Origin of the sequence: Phaeobacter cretensis (assembly GCF_047372505.1) — a bacterium.
GTDB classification, from domain to species: domain Bacteria; phylum Pseudomonadota; class Alphaproteobacteria; order Rhodobacterales; family Rhodobacteraceae; genus Phaeobacter; species Phaeobacter cretensis.
The window spans coordinates 436634-455200 of the sequence record NZ_JBKBEU010000001.1 but is presented as its reverse complement, the minus strand read 5'-3'; the positions used below and the strand labels follow the sequence as shown (position 1 = coordinate 455200).

18 protein-coding genes are annotated in these 18567 nt (G+C 56.1%); 7 read left to right on the top strand and 11 right to left on the bottom strand.

Annotated features, from left to right (window positions below):
- Positions 1-52: 52 nt before the first annotated feature.
- Positions 53-982: a VOC family protein gene (locus ACEWZM_RS02210; protein WP_414004889.1), complete on the top strand. Its 930-nt coding sequence runs from the start codon at positions 53-55 to the stop codon at positions 980-982.
- Positions 979-1344, top strand: a complete 366-nt coding sequence (locus ACEWZM_RS02205) for a Rieske (2Fe-2S) protein (protein WP_414004888.1) — start codon at positions 979-981, stop codon at positions 1342-1344. The genes ACEWZM_RS02210 and ACEWZM_RS02205 overlap by 4 nt, the downstream gene beginning before the upstream one ends.
- Positions 1345-1444: 100 nt before the next feature.
- Here ACEWZM_RS02205 and ACEWZM_RS02200 read toward each other — a convergent pair whose 3' ends face one another.
- From ACEWZM_RS02200 to ACEWZM_RS02160, 9 genes are all read right to left on the bottom strand, one after another.
- The gene (locus ACEWZM_RS02200) at positions 1445-1819 is read right to left on the bottom strand and encodes a DoxX family protein (protein ID WP_414004887.1); all 375 of its coding nucleotides are present in this window, start codon (positions 1817-1819) and stop codon (positions 1445-1447) included.
- 1 nt (position 1820) lies between these two features.
- On the bottom strand, positions 1821-2270 hold the full coding sequence (locus ACEWZM_RS02195) for a MarR family winged helix-turn-helix transcriptional regulator (protein WP_414004886.1): 450 nt from the start codon (positions 2268-2270) through the stop codon (positions 1821-1823).
- A 70-nt stretch (positions 2271-2340) separates the two neighbouring features.
- The gene (locus ACEWZM_RS02190) at positions 2341-3489 is read right to left on the bottom strand and encodes an FAD-dependent monooxygenase (protein ID WP_414004885.1); all 1149 of its coding nucleotides are present in this window, start codon (positions 3487-3489) and stop codon (positions 2341-2343) included.
- Positions 3490-3527: 38 nt separating this feature from the next.
- A complete protein-coding gene (locus tag ACEWZM_RS02185) occupies positions 3528-4493 on the bottom strand; it encodes a fumarylacetoacetate hydrolase family protein (RefSeq protein WP_414004884.1) in 966 nt (321 codons plus the stop codon).
- Between the two features lie 14 nt (positions 4494-4507).
- Positions 4508-5416, bottom strand: a complete 909-nt coding sequence (locus ACEWZM_RS02180; RefSeq protein ID WP_414004883.1) for an NAD-dependent epimerase/dehydratase family protein — start codon at positions 5414-5416, stop codon at positions 4508-4510.
- A gap of 12 nt (positions 5417-5428) precedes the next feature.
- The gene (locus tag ACEWZM_RS02175; protein ID WP_414004882.1) at positions 5429-5734 is read right to left on the bottom strand and encodes an antibiotic biosynthesis monooxygenase family protein; all 306 of its coding nucleotides are present in this window, start codon (positions 5732-5734) and stop codon (positions 5429-5431) included.
- Positions 5735-5743: 9 nt separating this feature from the next.
- Positions 5744-6754 (bottom strand): SMP-30/gluconolactonase/LRE family protein, encoded by a 1011-nt coding sequence (locus tag ACEWZM_RS02170; RefSeq protein WP_414004881.1) that lies wholly within the window; start codon positions 6752-6754, stop codon positions 5744-5746.
- Entirely contained in the window at positions 6751-8268 is a 1518-nt protein-coding gene (locus ACEWZM_RS02165) for a class I adenylate-forming enzyme family protein (RefSeq protein ID WP_414004880.1), read from the bottom strand. Before ACEWZM_RS02165 ends, ACEWZM_RS02170 begins: the two co-directional genes overlap by 4 nt.
- 34 nt (positions 8269-8302) lie before the next feature.
- The gene (locus tag ACEWZM_RS02160; RefSeq protein WP_414004879.1) at positions 8303-9463 is read right to left on the bottom strand and encodes an alpha/beta hydrolase family protein; all 1161 of its coding nucleotides are present in this window, start codon (positions 9461-9463) and stop codon (positions 8303-8305) included.
- A 260-nt stretch (positions 9464-9723) separates the two neighbouring features.
- Between ACEWZM_RS02160 and dctP the strand changes: the two genes are divergently transcribed.
- From dctP to ACEWZM_RS02135, 5 genes are all read left to right on the top strand, one after another.
- Positions 9724-10725 carry a TRAP transporter substrate-binding protein DctP gene (dctP, locus tag ACEWZM_RS02155; RefSeq protein ID WP_414004878.1) on the top strand — a complete coding sequence of 334 codons (1002 nt, stop codon included), beginning with the start codon at positions 9724-9726 and terminating at the stop codon, positions 10723-10725.
- Positions 10726-10929: 204 nt separating this feature from the next.
- The gene (locus tag ACEWZM_RS02150) at positions 10930-12342 is read left to right on the top strand and encodes an FAD-binding oxidoreductase (RefSeq protein ID WP_414004877.1); all 1413 of its coding nucleotides are present in this window, start codon (positions 10930-10932) and stop codon (positions 12340-12342) included.
- 29 nt (positions 12343-12371) lie between these two features.
- Entirely contained in the window at positions 12372-13622 is a 1251-nt protein-coding gene (locus ACEWZM_RS02145; protein ID WP_414004876.1) for a (Fe-S)-binding protein, read from the top strand.
- A 4-nt stretch (positions 13623-13626) separates the two neighbouring features.
- A complete protein-coding gene (locus ACEWZM_RS02140; RefSeq protein ID WP_414004875.1) occupies positions 13627-15309 on the top strand; it encodes an FAD-binding oxidoreductase in 1683 nt (560 codons plus the stop codon).
- Between the two features lie 62 nt (positions 15310-15371).
- Positions 15372-16301, top strand: coding sequence for an NmrA family NAD(P)-binding protein (locus tag ACEWZM_RS02135; protein ID WP_414004874.1), 930 nt, complete (start codon positions 15372-15374; stop codon positions 16299-16301).
- 62 nt (positions 16302-16363) lie between these two features.
- Here ACEWZM_RS02135 and ACEWZM_RS02130 read toward each other — a convergent pair whose 3' ends face one another.
- Positions 16364-16801, bottom strand: coding sequence for a MarR family winged helix-turn-helix transcriptional regulator (locus ACEWZM_RS02130; RefSeq protein ID WP_414004873.1), 438 nt, complete (start codon positions 16799-16801; stop codon positions 16364-16366).
- A 149-nt stretch (positions 16802-16950) separates the two neighbouring features.
- Positions 16951-18069, bottom strand: a complete 1119-nt coding sequence (locus ACEWZM_RS02125) for a hypothetical protein (protein ID WP_414004872.1) — start codon at positions 18067-18069, stop codon at positions 16951-16953.
- Positions 18070-18567 lie beyond the last annotated feature (498 nt).

Genomic DNA, 18567 nt, shown 5'->3' with positions numbered 1-18567 from the left:
ATGGTATGGAGCTTGGTAGCAAATCGTCAAGACTTCTAAATCGGAGGCAGTCATGCGCATAATCGGACCGGACGAACTGGTCTTTGGGGTGGATAATCTCAACGCCTGCAAAGATTTTTTACGAGACTATGGTTTGGCCGAAAAGGACAATGGCAAGTTCGAGGCTTTGGACGGCACCGCACTGACGGTGCGGGAAAAAGATGACGCTAGCCTTCCGCCTCCCCTCCCAACGGCCACTATGCTGCGCCAAACGATCTGGGGTGTTGAAGATCAAGGGACGCTGGACGAAATCGAAACGGAGCTGTCCAAAGATCGGACGGTTGACAAGGCCGCTGACGGCACTTTGTCTTGCGTAGACGATTCAGGGTTCCAGATCGCCTTCCGGATTTCGACCCGCACCAAGCTTGATTTGCCTGCAGAGTTGATCAATTCGCCCGGCGCCGAACCCGGCCGCCCTGCAAATGTTATCGGCGCTGACGAATCGGTCGACGCCAAGCCGCGCACCCTGAGCCATGTGGTCTACTTCGTGCCTGACATGGATATATGCGCGAATTTCTATATTGAGCGATTGGGCTTTGTCGTCACTGACAAATTCACCAACACCGGCCCATTTTTGCGCCCCCAGGCCAACGATGATCACCACGTTCTGTTTGTCATCCAGACGCCTGAATACATGCAAGGGCTCGAACACGTGGCCTTTCACATGCAGGGGCCAACGGAATTGATGCTGGCTGGCTCGCGCATGGTCAAAAAGGGGTATGAGAGTTTTTGGGGGCCGGGACGTCACAAATTTGGGTCCAATTGGTTCTGGTACTTCAATTCCCCGATGGGCGCGCACATTGAATATGATGCAGACATGGACAAGCACGACGGCGACTGGATCCACCGCGAAGTGCCAATGTCAAAAGAAGCATCCCAAATTTTCCTCTTCGAGAATGTGGAAAAATGGGCGCCCGGTGGGCCGCCCCCCGGTGACGAATGATTGCGCTTTGCGCGATAGATGACATCCCCGATGGCGCATCCAAAGGGGTGCTCCCGGGAAAACGCGGTCGCGACCGCGTTTTTCTCGTGCGGCAGGGCCGCCGCGTCTACGGGTATATCAACAACTGTCCGCATTATGACCGCGCGCCCTTGGGCTGGAAAACAGATGAATTTCTGAACAGCGCGCGTACGCATATCATGTGCGCTGCCCATGGCGCATTGTTTGGCATTGCCGATGGGCTGTGCGAAATTGGCCCCTGTCTTGGGCAACGGCTAGCGCCTGTTCCACTGAAGATCCAAGATGGAATCGTACATCTTAACAGCACGTTAGATGCATTATTAGAAAAGAGTGTGACGGTGTAGGTCAAGCGGGACCGTGCTGGCCCGCGCGCTTGAGCGCCTCCCGTTTTGTCTTATCGGCGCATAAAGGCCCGGCGCGTAGCGCCGGGCCTTTATGGGTAGCTTACGCCATTCCCGCAGCATCGCTCGATTTGCGGAATGACATGAAAATGAAGGCTGTGATCGCAAGCAGCACAAGGGCAGGGACACCCTCGCCAATGGGCGTATAGATGGCGTGGAACAGGAATGCGCCAAACGAGGTGGCTCCTAAGCCAAGGGCGGCCCATACGCGTACAGGCTTGACGAATAGCCCAACGACACCCGCGACTTCCAGCGCGCCGATAATGTAGGTGATGATGGCGGGCCAACCGGCTGCGGCCATCATGGCATGTACGGCCTCTACCCCCAGTAGCTTGGCAATGCCTGCACCGCCAAAGGCAAATGTGGCCAGCGCTATAGCGCCGTAGGTCGCGTATTTCATTGGTTTTGATTGGGACATTTCAGGTTTCTTTGTCTTTAGAATTTAGGGCGTCCACATTGCCTTTGAGAGAGCCCAAAGCGGTAATGAGCGCGCGTTTTTCAGATGTACTGGTTGTGCCCAGCAAGCGTTTCAGTTCGGCTTTATGGGCTGGGTAATAGGCGGCGATTTTCTCTTCGCCGGTCGGGGATAGGGTCACCACCCGTTTTCTGGCATCGTCTTTGCCCTGCTGTTTTTCGATCCATCCTGCCTTCAGCAAATTGTCGATCACCACGGTGATGTTTCCACTGGTCGACAGGACGTCTTCCGTCAGCTGCGTCACCGTGCGCGGGCCCTTGTGATGCAGAACCTCGAGAACGCTGAACTGTCCGGGCGTGAAGCCGGCATCCGAGATGTGGCGAAACAGCGGTTTCAGGATCGCGCCAACGGTGCGCGACAATGTGACGATGAGATTTTCTTCAAGCGACGGCATTTATAATCCCTAACTAGGGGTATTATGTCTCTAGTTAGGGATTGTTTCAAGCCTGATCCAGTTGGTTAGTTCAGAACGGCTGCGCCAATCGGTGCAGTGCGCCGCCCATCAGTTGCCCAAGCTCTTCTGGGGGCATGTTCGCCATTTGCGCCTTGCCGATCTCGACGCCGGACTCCACCACATCGCGGCACCGATCATGACGACGACTCACATAGGCGGCCAAAGCGTCTTCAATCGACTGGCCCTCTTTCGACAGCTCTTGGGCCAAGACCACAGCGCCTTCGACGGCCATGCCTGCACCCGACGCCAAATGCGGTGTCGTTGCATGCGCACTGTCACCCACTAGAACCACGCGACCTTTAACCCACTGATCTTTTGGCTGAATCAAAGCCTCTAGCGGGCGGTAGTTGACCCAATGGCTTTCGTTCATGTTGTCGCGGATCCAACCTATATTGCCGCCAAACCCTTCCAGGCGGTCGTGCAACATGCCGACGCCTTCCTTGTCATCGACCCAAAGTGAACCGTCGTCGGGCGTCAGCATCCACATGTACATCGCATCGGGCCCGCACAGGGTGATGCCTGCAGGGAACTTGTGGCCAAAGTAGATTTCGCCCTTGTCCATGCCTTCAGGGCGGTTGGTCGCGATGCGCCAACAGCCTTGGCCCATGGGCTTTGCACCGGTTGTCTCAGGGAACACCATCTGGCGAATTTCGGAGGCAATGCCGTCGCTACCGATCAGCAGGTCATAGGTGCCCGAGGTGCCGTCGCTGAGGGTGACAGTCACCGATGTATCTTGTTGTGTCAGGTTTTCAACCTTAACCCCCAGCTTGACCGAGACCTCGGCCGCGCGCACGCGCGATGACATCATCTCGTGCAGGATCGGGCGCATAATGCCGGCTGTTGCAGGCTCTTCGCCAACGGTTTCGGGCACGGCCATCTCACGCAGAACAACACCGTCAGCGCGGTACAGCAGGGAGGAGCGGACGATCGCGCCCTTTTCGGCAATCTCGTCATACATCCCAAGATGGCGATAGGCGCGCAGAGTGGTGCCGTTGATCGTGATACCGGCCCCATAAACGCGCCATTCCGGGTCAAGGTCGATCAGGTCCACCTGATAGCCTTGCTTGCTGAGCGTGATGGCCGAACACATTCCGGCAAAGCCGCCGCCGACAACCAGTATCTTGGTGTCTTCTGGCTTCTTGTCTGCTGAGTTTGTCATTGGTTCCTCCCAAACTTGTGACGGTCGTGCGTGGCGAACTAGGCGTCTGCCTTGACGACCTTTTGCTCGATTACCCCGAACAAGGGGCTGCCATCTGCGGCGGTGCATTCAAGCCGGACGGTGTCATTAAACGACATGAACGGGGTCGTGGCTTCGCCGGTCGCAACAAGCTCGATGGCGCGGCGCTCGGCAATGCAGGCCGATCCGACTTCGTCATAGTTGGTGTTGGAAACGGTTCCCGTACCCACAATCGTGCCTGCCGGAAGCGCGCGTGAATAGGCCCCATGTGCGACCAGCTCGTCCAATCCAAAGGCCATCGGGTAGGCGTTGGGCGAGCCGAACCACTCGCCGTTCCAATGCAGGTTCAGCGGCAGGTCAACGCGGCAATCGCGCCAGCTTGCGCCCAGTTCATCGGGTGTCACCGCAACGGGGGCCACGGAGCAGGCAGGTTTGGCATGGATCCATCCGAAGCCCGTTTTCATTTCGCGTGGACCGACAACGCGCAGGGACCAATCGTTGATCTGGATGACCAATGCGATGCTGTCGGCAGTGTCAGTTTTGCCCATCGGTACGGCTTTGGTGATCACACCAAATTCGCCCTCGAAATCGATGCCATCGGCCTCATCGCGCATCAGAACGTCTTCGGCATTGGCCAGAAACTGGTTGGAAATGCCTTGATACATCAGAGGGTAGCCGCCGCTATCGAGCGGTGGCAGATTGAATGCGGTCTGCATCAGGTCAGCGTGGTTTTCATAGGCTGACCCATCAAGCCACTGCCATGCACGTGGAAGAGGGGCGAGCGCTTTGGCGCCTTCAAAGGGCTCACCACCGCCTGCATTCAGCGCATCATACTCGGCCTGAAGCTTTGGTGTCAGCGCGTCCCAGTCTTCCAACGCCGCTTGTAGGGTTTCGGCGGTTGTGGACGCTGTGCAGCGGGCGTTGTCGCGGCTGACAATGTAGAGCCGACCATCGGGTGTGCCGTTAGGTAATGTGGCAAAGCGCATTAAAATTCTCCGTACTAGGACATAGAAGCCAAGACCAAAGCATCGGCATCAGCATCGCGGCTGAACCCAAGGCGGTCGGCGGTTTGAGTTTTCAGTTCAGGAAAGCTGCCGAACAGCGTGACGGTGTCGGGATCTGGCGCGAAGGTCACGTTGGCTTGGCTTTCGGGGAAACGGCGACGCAGGGCTGCAAGCAGCTCGCCATATGTCAGGCGCAAGGCGGGCAGGGTAAAGGCGCGGGTGTCGCCAACCTCTGGCAGGATGGCCGCATGGATAAAGTTTTGCGCCACATTTTCGACCGAAGACAGCCAGATCGTGTCCTCTGGACCGACGGGCAGAACGATGTCTTCGCCGCGCTGCACGCAATAAAACAGCCGCGACATAAAGGCGGATTTAAGCCGCGCATCGGCGCCATCCCGCGCCATGATGCCAGAAGGGCGCAAGGACACCGCATCCAGCCAGCCGCGCAGGGCAAAATTGTTCAGCGCGACCTCCATCATCGCCTTTTGTGCGCCATACACCATCGTTGGCCCATGGGGCGTGGTGTCATCCACCAGTGGCGCCATGGGCGTTGCATAGACACCGATGGTCGAGGCAAACGCGAACCGGGTCGTAGGCGCCGTGGCCTTGAGGTGGTCGATCAAATCCATCGACGTATCAAGGTTCACGCGGCGCGCCAGATCATAATCCACCTCTGCCGCACCACCAAGTATGGCAGCCAGAAAGATCACCGCGTCCGCTCCATCCAGCAAAGGATCGCGCAGATTGGGATCTGCAAAGTCGCCTTGTAAAACAGTGGTCTTTGGGCCGCCTTTGGTCGGTACCACGTCAATTGCAGTGACCTCGGCCACATCGTCGCGTTGTTCCAGCCGGTCAACGATACGTTGTCCGACAAATCCGCCGGAGCCAATCAGTGCGATCTTCATGTTCAAAGGCTCCTAGAGTTCCACCAGCGGCATAGCGATTTCAAAGTGCTGGACTTGTGGGGCTCCGTCGAAGAATGGGCCCACCAGGGCGCGCCATTCCTGAAACAGGGGGCCTTCGCGGAAGGTCACGGTATGGGCTTCCAGCGTGTCCCAGCGGATCACGACTTGGTATTCATCTGGTGCTTCAATGCAGTGCTGCAGATGCAGACCCCGACATTCTGGCACGCGCTTGAATACCTCGACGGCCTGTTCGACGGCAGCCTCAAAATCTGCGTTGTGACCGTCTTTGATCTTCACATGGGCGACTTCGATAATCATGGGATCCTCCTACCAGCCAAGAAGCGGCTGCCCAGCAATGGGGCTTTGAAAATACGGAATGGTGTCGCCGCGCAGCGAGCCAAGATAGACGGTCTTCAGATCGGGTCCGCCAAAGGTGACCGATGCCATCCAAGGACAGATCGACCCGCCAGCGGCAACCATCATATCGGGCGTCAGCGTTTTATCGGCCCAGGCGGCATCCATAATCGCCAGGGCATCCTTGTCGCCGCCCGCATCCAGAATGGTCAGCAGATCACCATCCGGGGTGATTGCGACCAGACGGTCAGCGGTGATCAGCGTGCTCCACAGATTGCCAAAAGCGTCAAAGGCGATGCCGTCACAGAAACCGCCGATATTCGTCGGCCCATAGATCTCGCGATCGACCAGAGTGTCGCCGTCCACCCGGAACCGAGTGACGTTGCGGGCCGAGGTCTCGGCGACATAGAGGAACTCTTCCTTGGGATCGAAACGTAGCTCGTTCGTTCCACATAGATTGTCGGCCACGATGCGCACGCCCTTGTCGTCGATCAGGGCGATATAGCCGTCGCGCGACATGGTTTTCACGTGATCTGTCCAAGGATTCATTGTGGTTGTGACTGTCAGCCAAAGCCGGCCCTTGCTGTCGCGGGTGACAAAGTTGGCTTTGCCAAAAGGTTGACCATCAATGTTGTCGATCAAGATTTTGGTGTCGCCGGCACGGGTCATATGCTCGACCCGGTCAGTACCGAAATTCGCGATGTAGAAATCGCCGTTCTCGTCAAATGCCAGACCGTTGGGCAGGGTGCCGATACCCTTGATGACCCGCTCAGCCAGCGGCGTTGTCGTGTCGGTCTCTATGCCTTTTTGCAAGATCAGTTCTTGCGTGCCATCCGGATCAATTCGCATCACACCGCCGCGCGCATCCGCGGACCACAGGGTACCGTCCCGCTCGGCCAAGATGCACTCGGGCCGGGCGAGATCGTGACCGACGTATTTCAAGTCAGATGGATCGATTTGGAAGCCGATCAGCGGATTGCTCATGGTTTGTCCAATCTATGAAGCTCGCGACGCATGATCTTGCCGGTGCTGGTCTTGGGCAGGTCGTCCACGAACTGAATGGCGCGTGGGCATTTGTAGGCCGACAGGTTTTCTTTGCAGAACGCGATCATCGCATCTGCATCGCCGGTGGCGCCATCTTTCAGCACCACATAGGCTTTCGCGATCTCGCCTTTTACCTCGTCAGCGAGCCTGCCAACGGCAGATAGGGCGACGTCGGGATGTCCTGCCAAAACGCGCTCAATTTCCGCTGGGTAAACGTTGTACCCGCCGGTCAGGATCATGTCCTTCTTGCGGTCCACAATCCAAACGCAGCCGTCTTCGTCCATGCTGGCCAGATCGCCGGAATGCAGCCATCCATCCGCTTCGAGCGTCTCTGCCGTCTTCTGGTCGTCGCCGTAATACCCAATCATCGTGATCGGTCCGCGCACCATCAGCTCGCCAACCTCGCCGCGTGGCATCGTGATTGACGGATCTTCGGCATCCGCAATCCGCAATTCGCAATAAGGCATCGCGCAGCCGATAGAGCCATGCTTGTTCTTCCCATAAAGCGGATGGGTCGAGCCCAGACCGGCGATTTCGGTCATCCCCCAAAGCTCTATCAGGGGAACGCCGAATTTTTCTTCCACCGCTTTCATGGTCGTGACGGGCATGGTCTGCCCGCCAACATAGCAACGCCGGAGGCTGCTGAGATCCGTGCTGGCCAGCGATTGCGCCGTCAGCATGTACATATACATGGTTGGCACGCCGTCGATGATGGTCACGCCGTGTTTCGCGACATCGGACAGGAACACATCGGGATCAAAGGTCTTGTGCAGCACCAGCTTGGCACCAAACATGGTCATGCCCGACATCACGGCATTGGCATAGACATGCGGGCAGGGCAGGGCGCTTAGGATCACGTCATCGCTGCCGCGCATTTGCATTTGCGATGTCATCGCCCCGTTCAGGATAACCGCTTTGTGCGATTGCTTGGCGCCTTTCGGGTGACCGGTCGTGCCAGAGGTGTAGCAAATGGTGGAACAGGCCTCTGGGTCAATATCGATTGCGGGCAGCTTAGGGTGGTCTGTGTTCAACAGATCATCGAACCTTGTGACGCCTTCGAACGCGCCATCGCCGAAACAGATCGCGGCTTTGATTTCGCCGAGCAAGGGTTTGATCACGTCGATCTTGTCGGATGAACAAATCACAACCTGCACGCCGCAGTCTTTGACCACATATCCCAGCTCGGGCGCGGTCAGCATTGTGTTGACGGGGTTGATGATGCCACCACAGCGCGCAATGGCGTAATAGCTGACGATCCATTCCCAGCAATTTGAGCTATAGAGCGTGACGACATCGCCCTTGGCGACCCCTTGCGCTGCAAGCCCCGCAGCCATGCGTTCGACCAGATCGTTTAGACGGTTAAAGCTGAGACTTTGGCCTTCAAAAACCAAAGCTTCCTTTTCGCCAAACTTCTCAGCGGCGACCGACATGGCATTTCCAAGATGTGACAGCATCTGTGCTCCTCCCAAAGACACGGCAAATGTGAAGTTACGCCTCCACACGTCCCCCAAGTTGTTCTGCAACCCAGTCGGCGATATACGCCCCGGCGTTTGCAGAGTTATCGAAACTTGAGTGTTGTACGCCTCCCGTACGCGCATCGAAGATCTTAAGCTCGCGGTTGGGGCTGTTGACCAACTGATCATAGGTCGCATGGGCCCATTTCAGTGGGATTTGGCTGTCTTTTTCGCCGTGTGTAACAAGGAACGGCACTTTGATGCGATCCAGCACTCCGTGCAGATGCATGTTTTCGGACATCTCCATAAACTCTTCGTCCGTTTCCGCGCCAAAGACCCAGCGAACATGGCTCCAATAATGCGGCACTGGGAAATCGCCCTCGGCTTCTTTGCGGCGCTTTTGTACGTCGCGCCAGTCGTGGTTTGCACCCCAGATGACACCGCATGCAAAGCGGGGTTCAAAGGCGACGGCGCGCGGGCAGTAGTATCCACCAAGGCTGACGCCGTGCAGGCCGATACGCTTGGCATCCACATCGTCGCGCGTTTCAAGGTAATCCACGACGGCCGAGGCCCAATGCTCGCTGTCGTAGCGCGCGGTCAGATTTCGGAGGCGCAGCGCATCACCGGTGCCGGGCTGGTCAATGACCAAGGACGCAACGCCGCGCGCGGCCAGCCAGCGGGGGCCGCCGACCATGTAAACCATCTCTTTGATGCTATCGAGGCCGTTGACCTGGACCAAAACGGGCTGCGGCCCTTCGATATTGTCGGCAGGGTAAAAGATGCCACTCAGAAAGCTGTCGCCATAGGGAATTTCAACGCGGGTCGCTTTCGATCCGCTGAGCTTCAGGCCGGAATAAAACGTTTCCTGCATCCGCTCATACAAAGCGACCCGGCCATCGGAACCGTGTGCCAGCAGACGTTCGGCGGTGCCCATGTAAACGGCGGCGCGCAGGTACTTGTCACCCGCCGAGATCATGCGGCCCAAAGCCTCATCGTCTCTTGCCAGACCGCACAGCTTGTCGGCCATTGTCACCCAGGTTTGACGAAACGCAGCGGTGCCCTCTGCATCTTTCTTCGTTGCAGCCTCCGCCAGCGGGGCGCACATTTCTTCGATCTCGCCCATCTTGGCACCCATTTCGATCGCCAGATTGACGGAAAGGTCCCAGACGTAATTTGTCGGAAAATATCTGAACATATGTGCGGCTCCGCAGGGTTGTTATTTTGGGGAGTGCCCCCGGTGGCCGGGTTTTAGACCGCGGCAATGTATTTGAAAAATTTCTTTCTGAAATCTGATGCATTGATTAGATGAATGCCTGGAGCTGGCTGGCCGAGGCGCTGGTGGGTGTCATGAATTCACGGGATCAATGTTGGTGGTTGATAAGATCAATTTTCTGAATTCCTTTTTGCACTTTATGAGATAGCTCTAGAGGTATTTCGAAGTTTGGGAGGACTCGTATGAAATCGCTTAGGACCCTTGGCGCAGCTGCGCTTGCACTAACGGCTTCGCTGGCACCAGCACACGCCGAAACACTGGTTTTTGCCAGCACAAATCCAGCGCCAGTGCCAATCAACCGCTTCTTTGAGCAGTGGGTTGAAAAAGTAAACGCAACTGCAAACGGGGCGGTCGAAATCCAACTGCGCCACGGGCCAACCCTTGCCAACCAGGTTAACGCTTATGACCGCGTCATCGACGGCGTTGTCGATATCGCGTGGAGCGGTAGCGTCTTTAACCCGGGCAAGTTCACCAACTCGCTCGCGTTCTCAATTCCATTCTTTATCCAAACATCTGAGCAGGGCGCGCAAGCTGCCTGCGCGATGCATGAAAATGGCGCGTTCGGCGCAGACTACGAAGACCTGCACCCGCTGCTCTTTGGGTTCTTCGGGAACTCAGCGCTTCACACGGTAGACCGTGAACTCACTGACGGTTTGGCCGGCATGAAGGACCTGACCATCATCGCGCCATCGTCGTCTGCGGTTGAGATCACCTTAGGCAACGAAGCCACGCCAATCTCTGTAAATGTGACCGAAGCGTACGAGTCACTGCAGCGTGGCGCGGCAGATGGCATGATTATCCCGTTCTCTGCTTTCCCGGCTTTCCAGTTGGGTGACGTGCTGAACCACCACTATGCCGCCCCGCTGGGTGGTATGCTTGGTGCGGTCTTTATGGCGAAATCTGACTACGAAGCATTGTCAGATGAGGCACGGGCAGCATTGGACGCGCATTCCACATGCGAAGACACGCGTGAATTCGGTGTCTTTATGGATGAGTGGTCAAACGGTGCCATGGAGATGGCAAGGGGCCTAGAAGGGCACACCTTCCATGAAATGTCACAAGACGAAATCGACGGAATTATCGCAGGCGTAGGCGGTGATATTCGCGAAAGCTTTGAGCAAGCATTCCCAGGTGGTAAGCCGCTGATCGACGAAATGATCATGCAGGTTGAGGCCTTCAAGTAAGGGCAACCGATCTATGCCTTCGGGCTACGAATGTTATGCGCGGGTCACCTAAGTGGCCCGCGTTTCTTCTTGTTACGCAACATTTTTTCATAAAACTTGATATAAACACTGAATCTTGGTAAATAATAGGCAACAATGTTGACTAAAAGTGGGTTGAGTGGATATAAACGATTATCAAATTTGAACATCTGGGAGGAGAATCAGTTGCTCAAAGCAATAGAACAAGACCGCCTTTCAATGGCCGAGCTATCCGATGTGCCATTGGCGGTATCCGTTGCTCGTGTCGGACAAGCCGTCGTTAATCCAAAGACACCAGAAGACATCGAAGTCATGGTGAACTGGGCGCGTGGCAAAAGTGTGAAACTGGGCACATCCAGCTCTTCCGCTCAGTCCAACGCACCTCTGGCCGATCTGGGGACAATCGACGTCCTGATGGATCTTAGCGACATGAACAAAGTGTTCCATGTTGACCCAGACGACGGTGTTGCCATCATCGAAGCGGGCGTCACCTTCGCGGACGTCGACAAGGTCCTGGCCCCGCAAGGCTTGCGCGCCATGAAACCGCTTCTCCCAGCAGCCGGGAAATCGGTTCTTGCCAGCTATATCGAACGCGAACCTCTCACAATCACACGAGAACAATGGGACGTGCTTGACCCAATGGGCTCCGCACAGATCATCTTTGGTTCGGGCGAGCGGTTTTATACCGGGAACGCCGCAAACCAAGGGTCCATGGAAGAGCACTGGAAATCCGGCCTGCGCTATATGACCGCGACGGGCCCCGTCGGCACCGACTTCCTACGCGTAATGCAAGGGTCGCAAGGAACGCTGGGCGTTCTCACCTGGTCCGCGATCTTCTGTGACCGCATTCCAGTGGCAGAACAAAGCTTTTTCATCGCCGACAATGATCAAGACAAACTGATCTCTGTCATGGCAGAACTGAACTACCGCCGGATCGGAAGCGAAATATTCCTGTCGAACAAGACGCATTTGGCAACCGTCGCAAAGGCTTGTGGCAAATCCATTGATGCTGCGGCCTTGCCAGAATGGGTTCTCTTCGCGAACTTCAGCGCCAATTGTGACCTGTCAGAAGACCGCGTGGCATTCGAAGTCAGCGACCTGAATGACATCACCAACAATGCAGGCGTCAAACCAGTGGTAGAGCTTTCAGGCTTCGCCGCCAGTGATGTGATCGCCGCCCATGCCAATCTACCGACAGGCGATTATCGCGATGGCCCAACAGGCGGTCACCGTTCCGTCGTGTTCCTGACGCAGGCGGATCGCACGCCGGGTTTCGTCAAAATCGCAAGGGACCTGGCGGGCAAGCACGGCGTGAACCCCAACGATCTGGCCACCTACATTCAGCCAAGGTTGCAGGGCCGGAATTGCAGCATTGAAATCATGCTGCTGACCGATGCGGGCAACGCCGGCAAAGCCGACGCTTTCGTTGTTGAACTGGCGCAGGCCACATGCGACGCCGGTGGATTTTACAGCCGCCCTTATGGCGATTGGACAGACATGGCCTACGAGAAAAACCCAGAGCTCGTACCCTATCTGCGCCACTGTAAATCAATGTTCGACCCCGACGGGATTTTGCATCCCGGTCGGCTTGGTCTCTGAACAAAACCTAAGAACTTGGGAGGGCAGATATGACTCTGCAAGATCGCGAACTTTCGATGAAAAACTGCATGCGCTGCTCATTTTGCAAATGGGTGCCGAGCATGAACACCGAAGAATTTGGCCATATCTGTCCAAGCATCCGCTATGGCAAATTCCATTCATATTCTGGCGGCGGCAAGGTCATCACCGCTTTTGGTTTGATGCATGATGTTGTCGAATACGATGACAAGATGCTGGACACTGTCTATGCCTGTTCTGCCTGTGGTGGATGCGGCACCGGGTGTTCCGCAAACCTGTCTGATCTGGTCGAACCGATGGAGACGATCTACGAGCTGCGCGCGCGTATCTTCAAGGATGGTAAGTTACCGGCTGCGTTATCGGCGCTTTTAGACAACCTCAAATCAACTGGAAACCCGCAGGGCAGCACTCAGGATCGCGGTGTATGGGCGACAGGATTGAGCGCAGAGCCATCAACGGGGGATATGATATTGGTCGTCGGGGAGGCCGCGTTTGAACAGTCCCAATGGCCCCAGCTGACCAGTTTGGTTGGGTTGTTGGACGCTGCGAAAGCAGACTACGCGATCCTTGGTGCGAACGAGGTTGACTGCGGAGGTCTTGCCTATGAGCTTGGTGATGTTGCGCAGGCCAAAGCGCTCGCGACTGATTTGGTGGGCCGGATCAAAGCCAGCGGCGCGCGCCGGGTCCTGACGCAAAGCGACGCGGTCTTTATGGCCCTGCGCAATTACGCCCCGCGCCTAGGCGTCGACCTAGCTGGGATTGAGGTGATCCACGCGTCCGAATGGATGGCCGAAAACGCAAAGCCAAAGGCCAAAAGCACTGAGACCGTAACCTACCACGATACCTGCAAATTGGGGCGCCTTAGCGAGCCCTATGTGCCATGGAATGGCGAACATGAAACTGTCATGGGCAGCATCTGGGTGCGCGAACAGCGCGATGTGAAGCACAGGTTTGGCAATGATGGCGTCTATGACGCGCCGCGCAAGGTGGTCGAAGCCACAGGGGCAAAGATCGTTGAAATGCCACGCCTCCGTGAGACCAGCTATTGCTGCGGTTTGAACGCTGGGGCCAAGGATTTCAATCCGGACTTCGCAGCCTCAGCCGCAAAGGACCGCTTGACCGAGGCGCTATCGACAGGGGCCAAGACCATGGTCACCAGCTGTGCGGACTGCGCCTGCCACCTTCAAGACGTCGCGGACAAAGAAGGCATGGACATCAAAGTGTCCAGCCTTCTGGAATTCACTCAGGCGCCGGGGGAGTAAGATCATGAAGATCAAATCAGATGCCTTAGAGACGCTTCAAAAGGCCGTCGGTGCAGAAAACGTCGCCACCGATCTTGCGACCCTAGCCAGCTATGCCTGGAACGGTGGGGTCGGGGGCATGCCCGGGCCAAAGCTGAAATTCTGGCCCGCTGCGGTCGTGCTTCCCGGTAGCACGGAAGAAGTAGCCGCAATCGTGCGGGCCTGTAACGCACATGGGCTCAAGTTCCGGCCGCTTAGTTCTGGCAACGGGGCAATGCACCTTCCGCAGATGCAAGGCGCTGTCATGATCGACCTTGTCCGCATGGATAAGATCGAAAAGATCGACCGCAAGAACTCTATGGCGGTCATCCAACCCTATGCGACTGCCGGTCGTTTGATGGCAGAGGCGATGAAAGTCGGCCTGACCTGCCACGTCGTCGGGGCCGGAGCAGGGCACTCCCCTTTGGCGTCCGCAACATCGATGCTGGGCATCGGCAGCTCCGGTGCATCCACCGGAACGAATGCCCGCAACATCCTTGGGCTTGAGTGGGTCACGCCAGAGGGTGAGATCGTGCGCATCGGTACAACCGGCGAAGACAACTGGTTCTCAGAAGAGGGCCCCGGCATCGGGTTCCGCGGCATGATCCGCGGCTATATGGGCGCGCATGGGGCATTGGGTATCTTCACCCGCATCGGGTACAAATTGCACCCATGGGCCGGCGACAAAGAAATGAAGCTGACAGGTGTCTTCCCACAAGCCGGGATTGAACCGTCAAACTACGCACGCTTCTACGCCCCTGTTTGGGACGCGCCTGAAAAGGTCGCGGAATGTGCCCAACGCCTCAGCCGGTCTGGTCAGCTTTTCGCCTTCCTGCGCCTGTCCGCGACAGCTTACGGCCTTGTTCTGACACCAACGAATGAAGACTTCGTTGAACAGAAAGAAGCAGGCACGTTGCCCGAAATCGCACATGACGAAAACCGCCACGGCACGCAGATCATGACGCAGGCGCATTCTGCAGCTCAAGCGGCCTATCAGGAAAAACTCGTTAAAAAGGTGGTCGAAGAAACCGGGGGTCGGTTCTTGGAGCTCGACCCAGATCACGAAAAGCAATTGATGCGCGGGCTTGTCACCTCGCAATACGTGGCACGCGTATCCCGTCAGGGTGGCGGGGGTGCCACCAGCTTTGGCATCAACGACTCGTGGAACCTCTGGCCCAAAGCACTTGAATTGGCAGAAGAGCTTGTCGAAGCCGACAAGAGCAGTGATTTGATGTGTACCGCTGATGTTGAAAGTCATTGGGCTTGGGTCCACGAAAACCGCCAGCTGTGGACGGAACACGTGATGATGCCTGGCCACAAAAAGCCAGAAGGCACCGGCATGGCGATTGGATCGTTCCTGCGCCACCTGCACCGGATGGATGAACGCCATCTTGGCATGCGTGCGCTTATCGGTGGCCCAATCGTTGATCTGTTCCAAACCAAATCGAAAGAAGGCGTCTGGATGCGCCGGATCAAGAACAGCATCGATCCAAATTGGAACGCAGATGCAAGTTTCTACATCCCACCAAAGGCTTTGCCGGGCGGGAATATGATGCCCTTCATCCGCAAGATCCTGTTCTCAGACAAGACGCGTCCATTTGTGAACTTCGTTCTCAAATCCGGTACCAAAGGGGCCGCGAAGACAGCTGCTGTCGCGCGCAAAGACTAAACAGATCTCAGCCTGAGGCGGCCGACGCCGCTTCGGCGTACTTGAATACCGGAGATGACCAAATGACCATCAAGAAAATACCCGAAAGCGTGCTGATCTTTGGCGCGGCCAATCACATCGGTTCGCCACTCGCCGCATTCCTCACCAAAGAAGCGCCTCAGGTTAAGCTGCGACTGGTGTCCAGCAAAGCAGACAAAGTCCCTGCGCTTCAGGAAAAATTCCCAAACGCCGAAGTCATTGTTGCGAACTACTTTGATGCGGCTTCCATGGATGCGGCCGTCGACGGGATCGAAGGGATGTTCGTAAACGCCCCGCCCGGATTGGACGAAACTGTTGTGACGGAAAACTTGATTTCGGCCGTCAAGAAATCCGGCACCATCGTGCACCTGCTGCGCACCACAGGCCTAATGCCCGAAGCCAACATTCACCGTGTCCCACAAGCGTTGCGGGAAATCCCCGGCGACCCGTTCGTGCAGCATCACCATGCAAAGAACTTGCTCTACGCAAGCGGACTACCGGTAACCATTATGAATTTTGGTGCGACTTTCATGGACAACTTCCTGACGATGATGGCGCCAGGCATTCGCAATGATCGCAAGCTGATCTGGAACAATCGCAAAGTACCCTATATCGACCCGCTCGATATCGCTGAAACGGCTGGACGCTTGTTGCTATCCGACAATGCCAAACACATCGGCCAGTTCCATACGCTCAACAACGGGCAAGACCTCTATCGCTATAGCGAAGTCGCGCCGATCATGTCCGAAGTGTTTGGTGAAGAGATCACGTACCACGGCAGCCGTGAAGACTTCATGGCGCAATACTCCCCCATGATGGGGCCATTCGCCCCCGCTCTTTGGGCGTTCCTGTCGTATGAGGGCGCAAATGAGGAGGTCTGGGCCCTCAACGACTTTGTCGAACGTACTATCGGCCGCAAACCGAATTCTCTGCGAAATTGGCTCGCCGATCACAAAGAACAACTGCTAGGCTAGCAGCTGCAACTTCGTTTCTAAAAAGAAATGATGGCGTCCAAGCGGCGCCGCTTTTCTATGGGTCAAGGAAGGTCAGGTTCGCCCCAATCTTCGGCAAGAGCCGCGCGCAGAACGGCCAGACGATCAGCGCCGATGATATCGCCAAGTTTTTTCTCCAAGCGTTGTGCGTGACGAAGTGTATTGCGCATCTGATCTTCTGCACTTGGGTCAATTTCGACAATGGTCGCGCGCCCATCGTCGGGATCTGGTTTGACCACCAAAGCGCCTGCCTCGACGAGATCTCCGATCAAACGACCGATGGCCTGACGGGAAATTCCCATTGCGTCAGAAAGTTCCTGCGGCTTTCGCATACCAAGCGTGACATTCAAAACCACCAAGGCCTGAGCCCGCGGAAAATTTGCCCCGCCTTCAGCTTTGGTAGCACGGCGTAGACCTTCGTCAAACCAATATGCAGACCGCAAAAGTCGCAACATTAAAATTGGGCTGTCGGCGTCTATCATGTGCATCATCTCCTTGATTTTAAGGGGTAGCGCGCAAAGATATAGATTACAAGCGCACCGAACTAAGTGGTCTAATTCTGTCGTGACTAACGTAATAAAGGCCCGCCAAAATAGCGGACCTTTGCTGTTTCACCGAAGCGTGGTCGTATTCAGAATGTGATCCCGTATGCGACGACCAAAGTATCCTGTGTTCGGTTTCCATTCAGACCTTGCCGCCGTTCATAGCCAACCTGAAACCTATTCCCATCTTTTGAAGTGAGAGAAGCGCCAATGCCCCCTATCAGGTAGGTATTTTCGTCAATAAAGTTGTCTAAATCGTCCTGGTAGACATGTTCGACGCCAAGCCTGAAGCTGGGGGCCCAACCGCCACCGGGGCGTACTTCTTTGACGAGGTCAGCCATCGCCCAGATTGAACCGGATTCTTCCGTGGAGCCAAAAACGCCGCTGCGTGTTCCGCCGAAGTTGTTTTGAGTTTCCTCAAGCGTTGAGCGCAAAAATGAAGCTCCAACCCTTGGATGCAGGACCCAGTCTTCAGGAACAAACGACAGGTCGCTGTGGCGAAAGTTGCCGACCAGATCGGCCTGCAGATAGAGCCGATCATCACGCTGCGTCTGTTCAAGCCCGGGGCCGAAAACATTAGTGGTCGACTCGCCGATTGAATAGGTCGCACGACCAGCAACACCCCAATTGTCATTCAGCTTGGTCAGGTAGTCCAAGCGGAAGTCGAGGGCTGGCCTTTGAACGCGTCCAATCCGATCACCGTTCGGCCGGAAGGTCCGAACATCAAAGTCAACATAAGTCAAAGACGCACCAAACATCGTGTTTGGACCAGTAAACTTCTGATACGCCAGTCGAAATGCCGGATATTCGGTGCTTGCCGCGATCTGGTTTGGCGCTTCATCTACGATTGCAACGGGCAATGAAAACGTCAAAAAAGAACTTTGGTCTGGCAACATCGTTGATGCCCCAAACCCAAGGATCAAAGAGCGACCCCCCTCTTTGATGCCATTGGCAGGCACGTTGCCCGACAGAACTTGGCCAATCCGCACACGCGATGCACCAAGACGTCCCTGCTGAATCCCGTACTGCGCATCCGAAAAGTACGGTGCAAGCAGGCCAGCACGCGCCATGTTGATCGTGCCTAGAATACCCGGAGGTGGTGGTCCACCTGGACCACCCGGTGGTCGGCCACCTTGTGGGTTCTCTTGTGCAAACGTCATAGACGCGCACAGCATTAGCGCCGCGCTGGCCACGGTTGTAAGTTTCATATGGATCTCCTCCCGATCACTCATGCCGCCGCAAGTATTGAATAGCGGTAGACGACCTGTAGGGCGTCCACCTGACCATCAACCGCGGAGGCAGTCATGGTATAATTGGTCAGCAATGTTTAATAAAATTGATAGAATGTATGTCCAGTATTGAGCCAGCGAATGGCTGGTCGTTTGCAATCACGGCCAACTCGGCAGTCAAAACGGCGAACATCCATGAGGGTGATGTTACCGTTGGGAACCGGGTTCAACTCCCCAAGCAATCAACATCGATCGCATGCCCTCGTTCTCGAGGGGCTAGACTGCCCCAATTCCTGTGCAGTAAATGTGCAATCTGGATGTAAAACCCTGATCGCGGGCCATTGAAGAGCTCAGAATGCCCGACATTGCCGCTCTTGATGCAGCGTGCTTGTCCGTCTCTCCTATGGAGGAGTGGAGCGAGACCGCTAACAGATCAACGGGTTAGGTGGCGGGCCTGTGCAAGCTGTGTGTAATCGT

Coding starts and splice junctions, on each gene's coding strand:
- ACEWZM_RS02200 (WP_414004887.1), bottom strand. CDS start 1,819: ATGTCCCAATCAAAACCAATGAAATACGCGACCTACGGCGCTATAGCG.
- ACEWZM_RS02125 (WP_414004872.1), bottom strand. CDS start 18,069: ATGAAACTTACAACCGTGGCCAGCGCGGCGCTAATGCTGTGCGCGTCT.
- ACEWZM_RS02175 (WP_414004882.1), bottom strand. CDS start 5,734: ATGATTATCGAAGTCGCCCATGTGAAGATCAAAGACGGTCACAACGCA.
- ACEWZM_RS02180 (WP_414004883.1), bottom strand. CDS start 5,416: ATGAAGATCGCACTGATTGGCTCCGGCGGATTTGTCGGACAACGTATC.
- ACEWZM_RS02145 (WP_414004876.1), top strand. CDS start 12,372: ATGACTCTGCAAGATCGCGAACTTTCGATGAAAAACTGCATGCGCTGC.
- ACEWZM_RS02140 (WP_414004875.1), top strand. CDS start 13,627: ATGAAGATCAAATCAGATGCCTTAGAGACGCTTCAAAAGGCCGTCGGT.
- ACEWZM_RS02185 (WP_414004884.1), bottom strand. CDS start 4,493: ATGCGCTTTGCCACATTACCTAACGGCACACCCGATGGTCGGCTCTAC.
- ACEWZM_RS02130 (WP_414004873.1), bottom strand. CDS start 16,801: ATGATAGACGCCGACAGCCCAATTTTAATGTTGCGACTTTTGCGGTCT.
- ACEWZM_RS02195 (WP_414004886.1), bottom strand. CDS start 2,270: ATGCCGTCGCTTGAAGAAAATCTCATCGTCACATTGTCGCGCACCGTT.
- ACEWZM_RS02135 (WP_414004874.1), top strand. CDS start 15,372: ATGACCATCAAGAAAATACCCGAAAGCGTGCTGATCTTTGGCGCGGCC.
- ACEWZM_RS02205 (WP_414004888.1), top strand. CDS start 979: ATGATTGCGCTTTGCGCGATAGATGACATCCCCGATGGCGCATCCAAA.
- ACEWZM_RS02170 (WP_414004881.1), bottom strand. CDS start 6,754: ATGAGCAATCCGCTGATCGGCTTCCAAATCGATCCATCTGACTTGAAA.
- ACEWZM_RS02160 (WP_414004879.1), bottom strand. CDS start 9,463: ATGTTCAGATATTTTCCGACAAATTACGTCTGGGACCTTTCCGTCAAT.
- ACEWZM_RS02210 (WP_414004889.1), top strand. CDS start 53: ATGCGCATAATCGGACCGGACGAACTGGTCTTTGGGGTGGATAATCTC.
- dctP (WP_414004878.1), top strand. CDS start 9,724: ATGAAATCGCTTAGGACCCTTGGCGCAGCTGCGCTTGCACTAACGGCT.
- ACEWZM_RS02165 (WP_414004880.1), bottom strand. CDS start 8,268: ATGCTGTCACATCTTGGAAATGCCATGTCGGTCGCCGCTGAGAAGTTT.
- ACEWZM_RS02190 (WP_414004885.1), bottom strand. CDS start 3,489: ATGACAAACTCAGCAGACAAGAAGCCAGAAGACACCAAGATACTGGTT.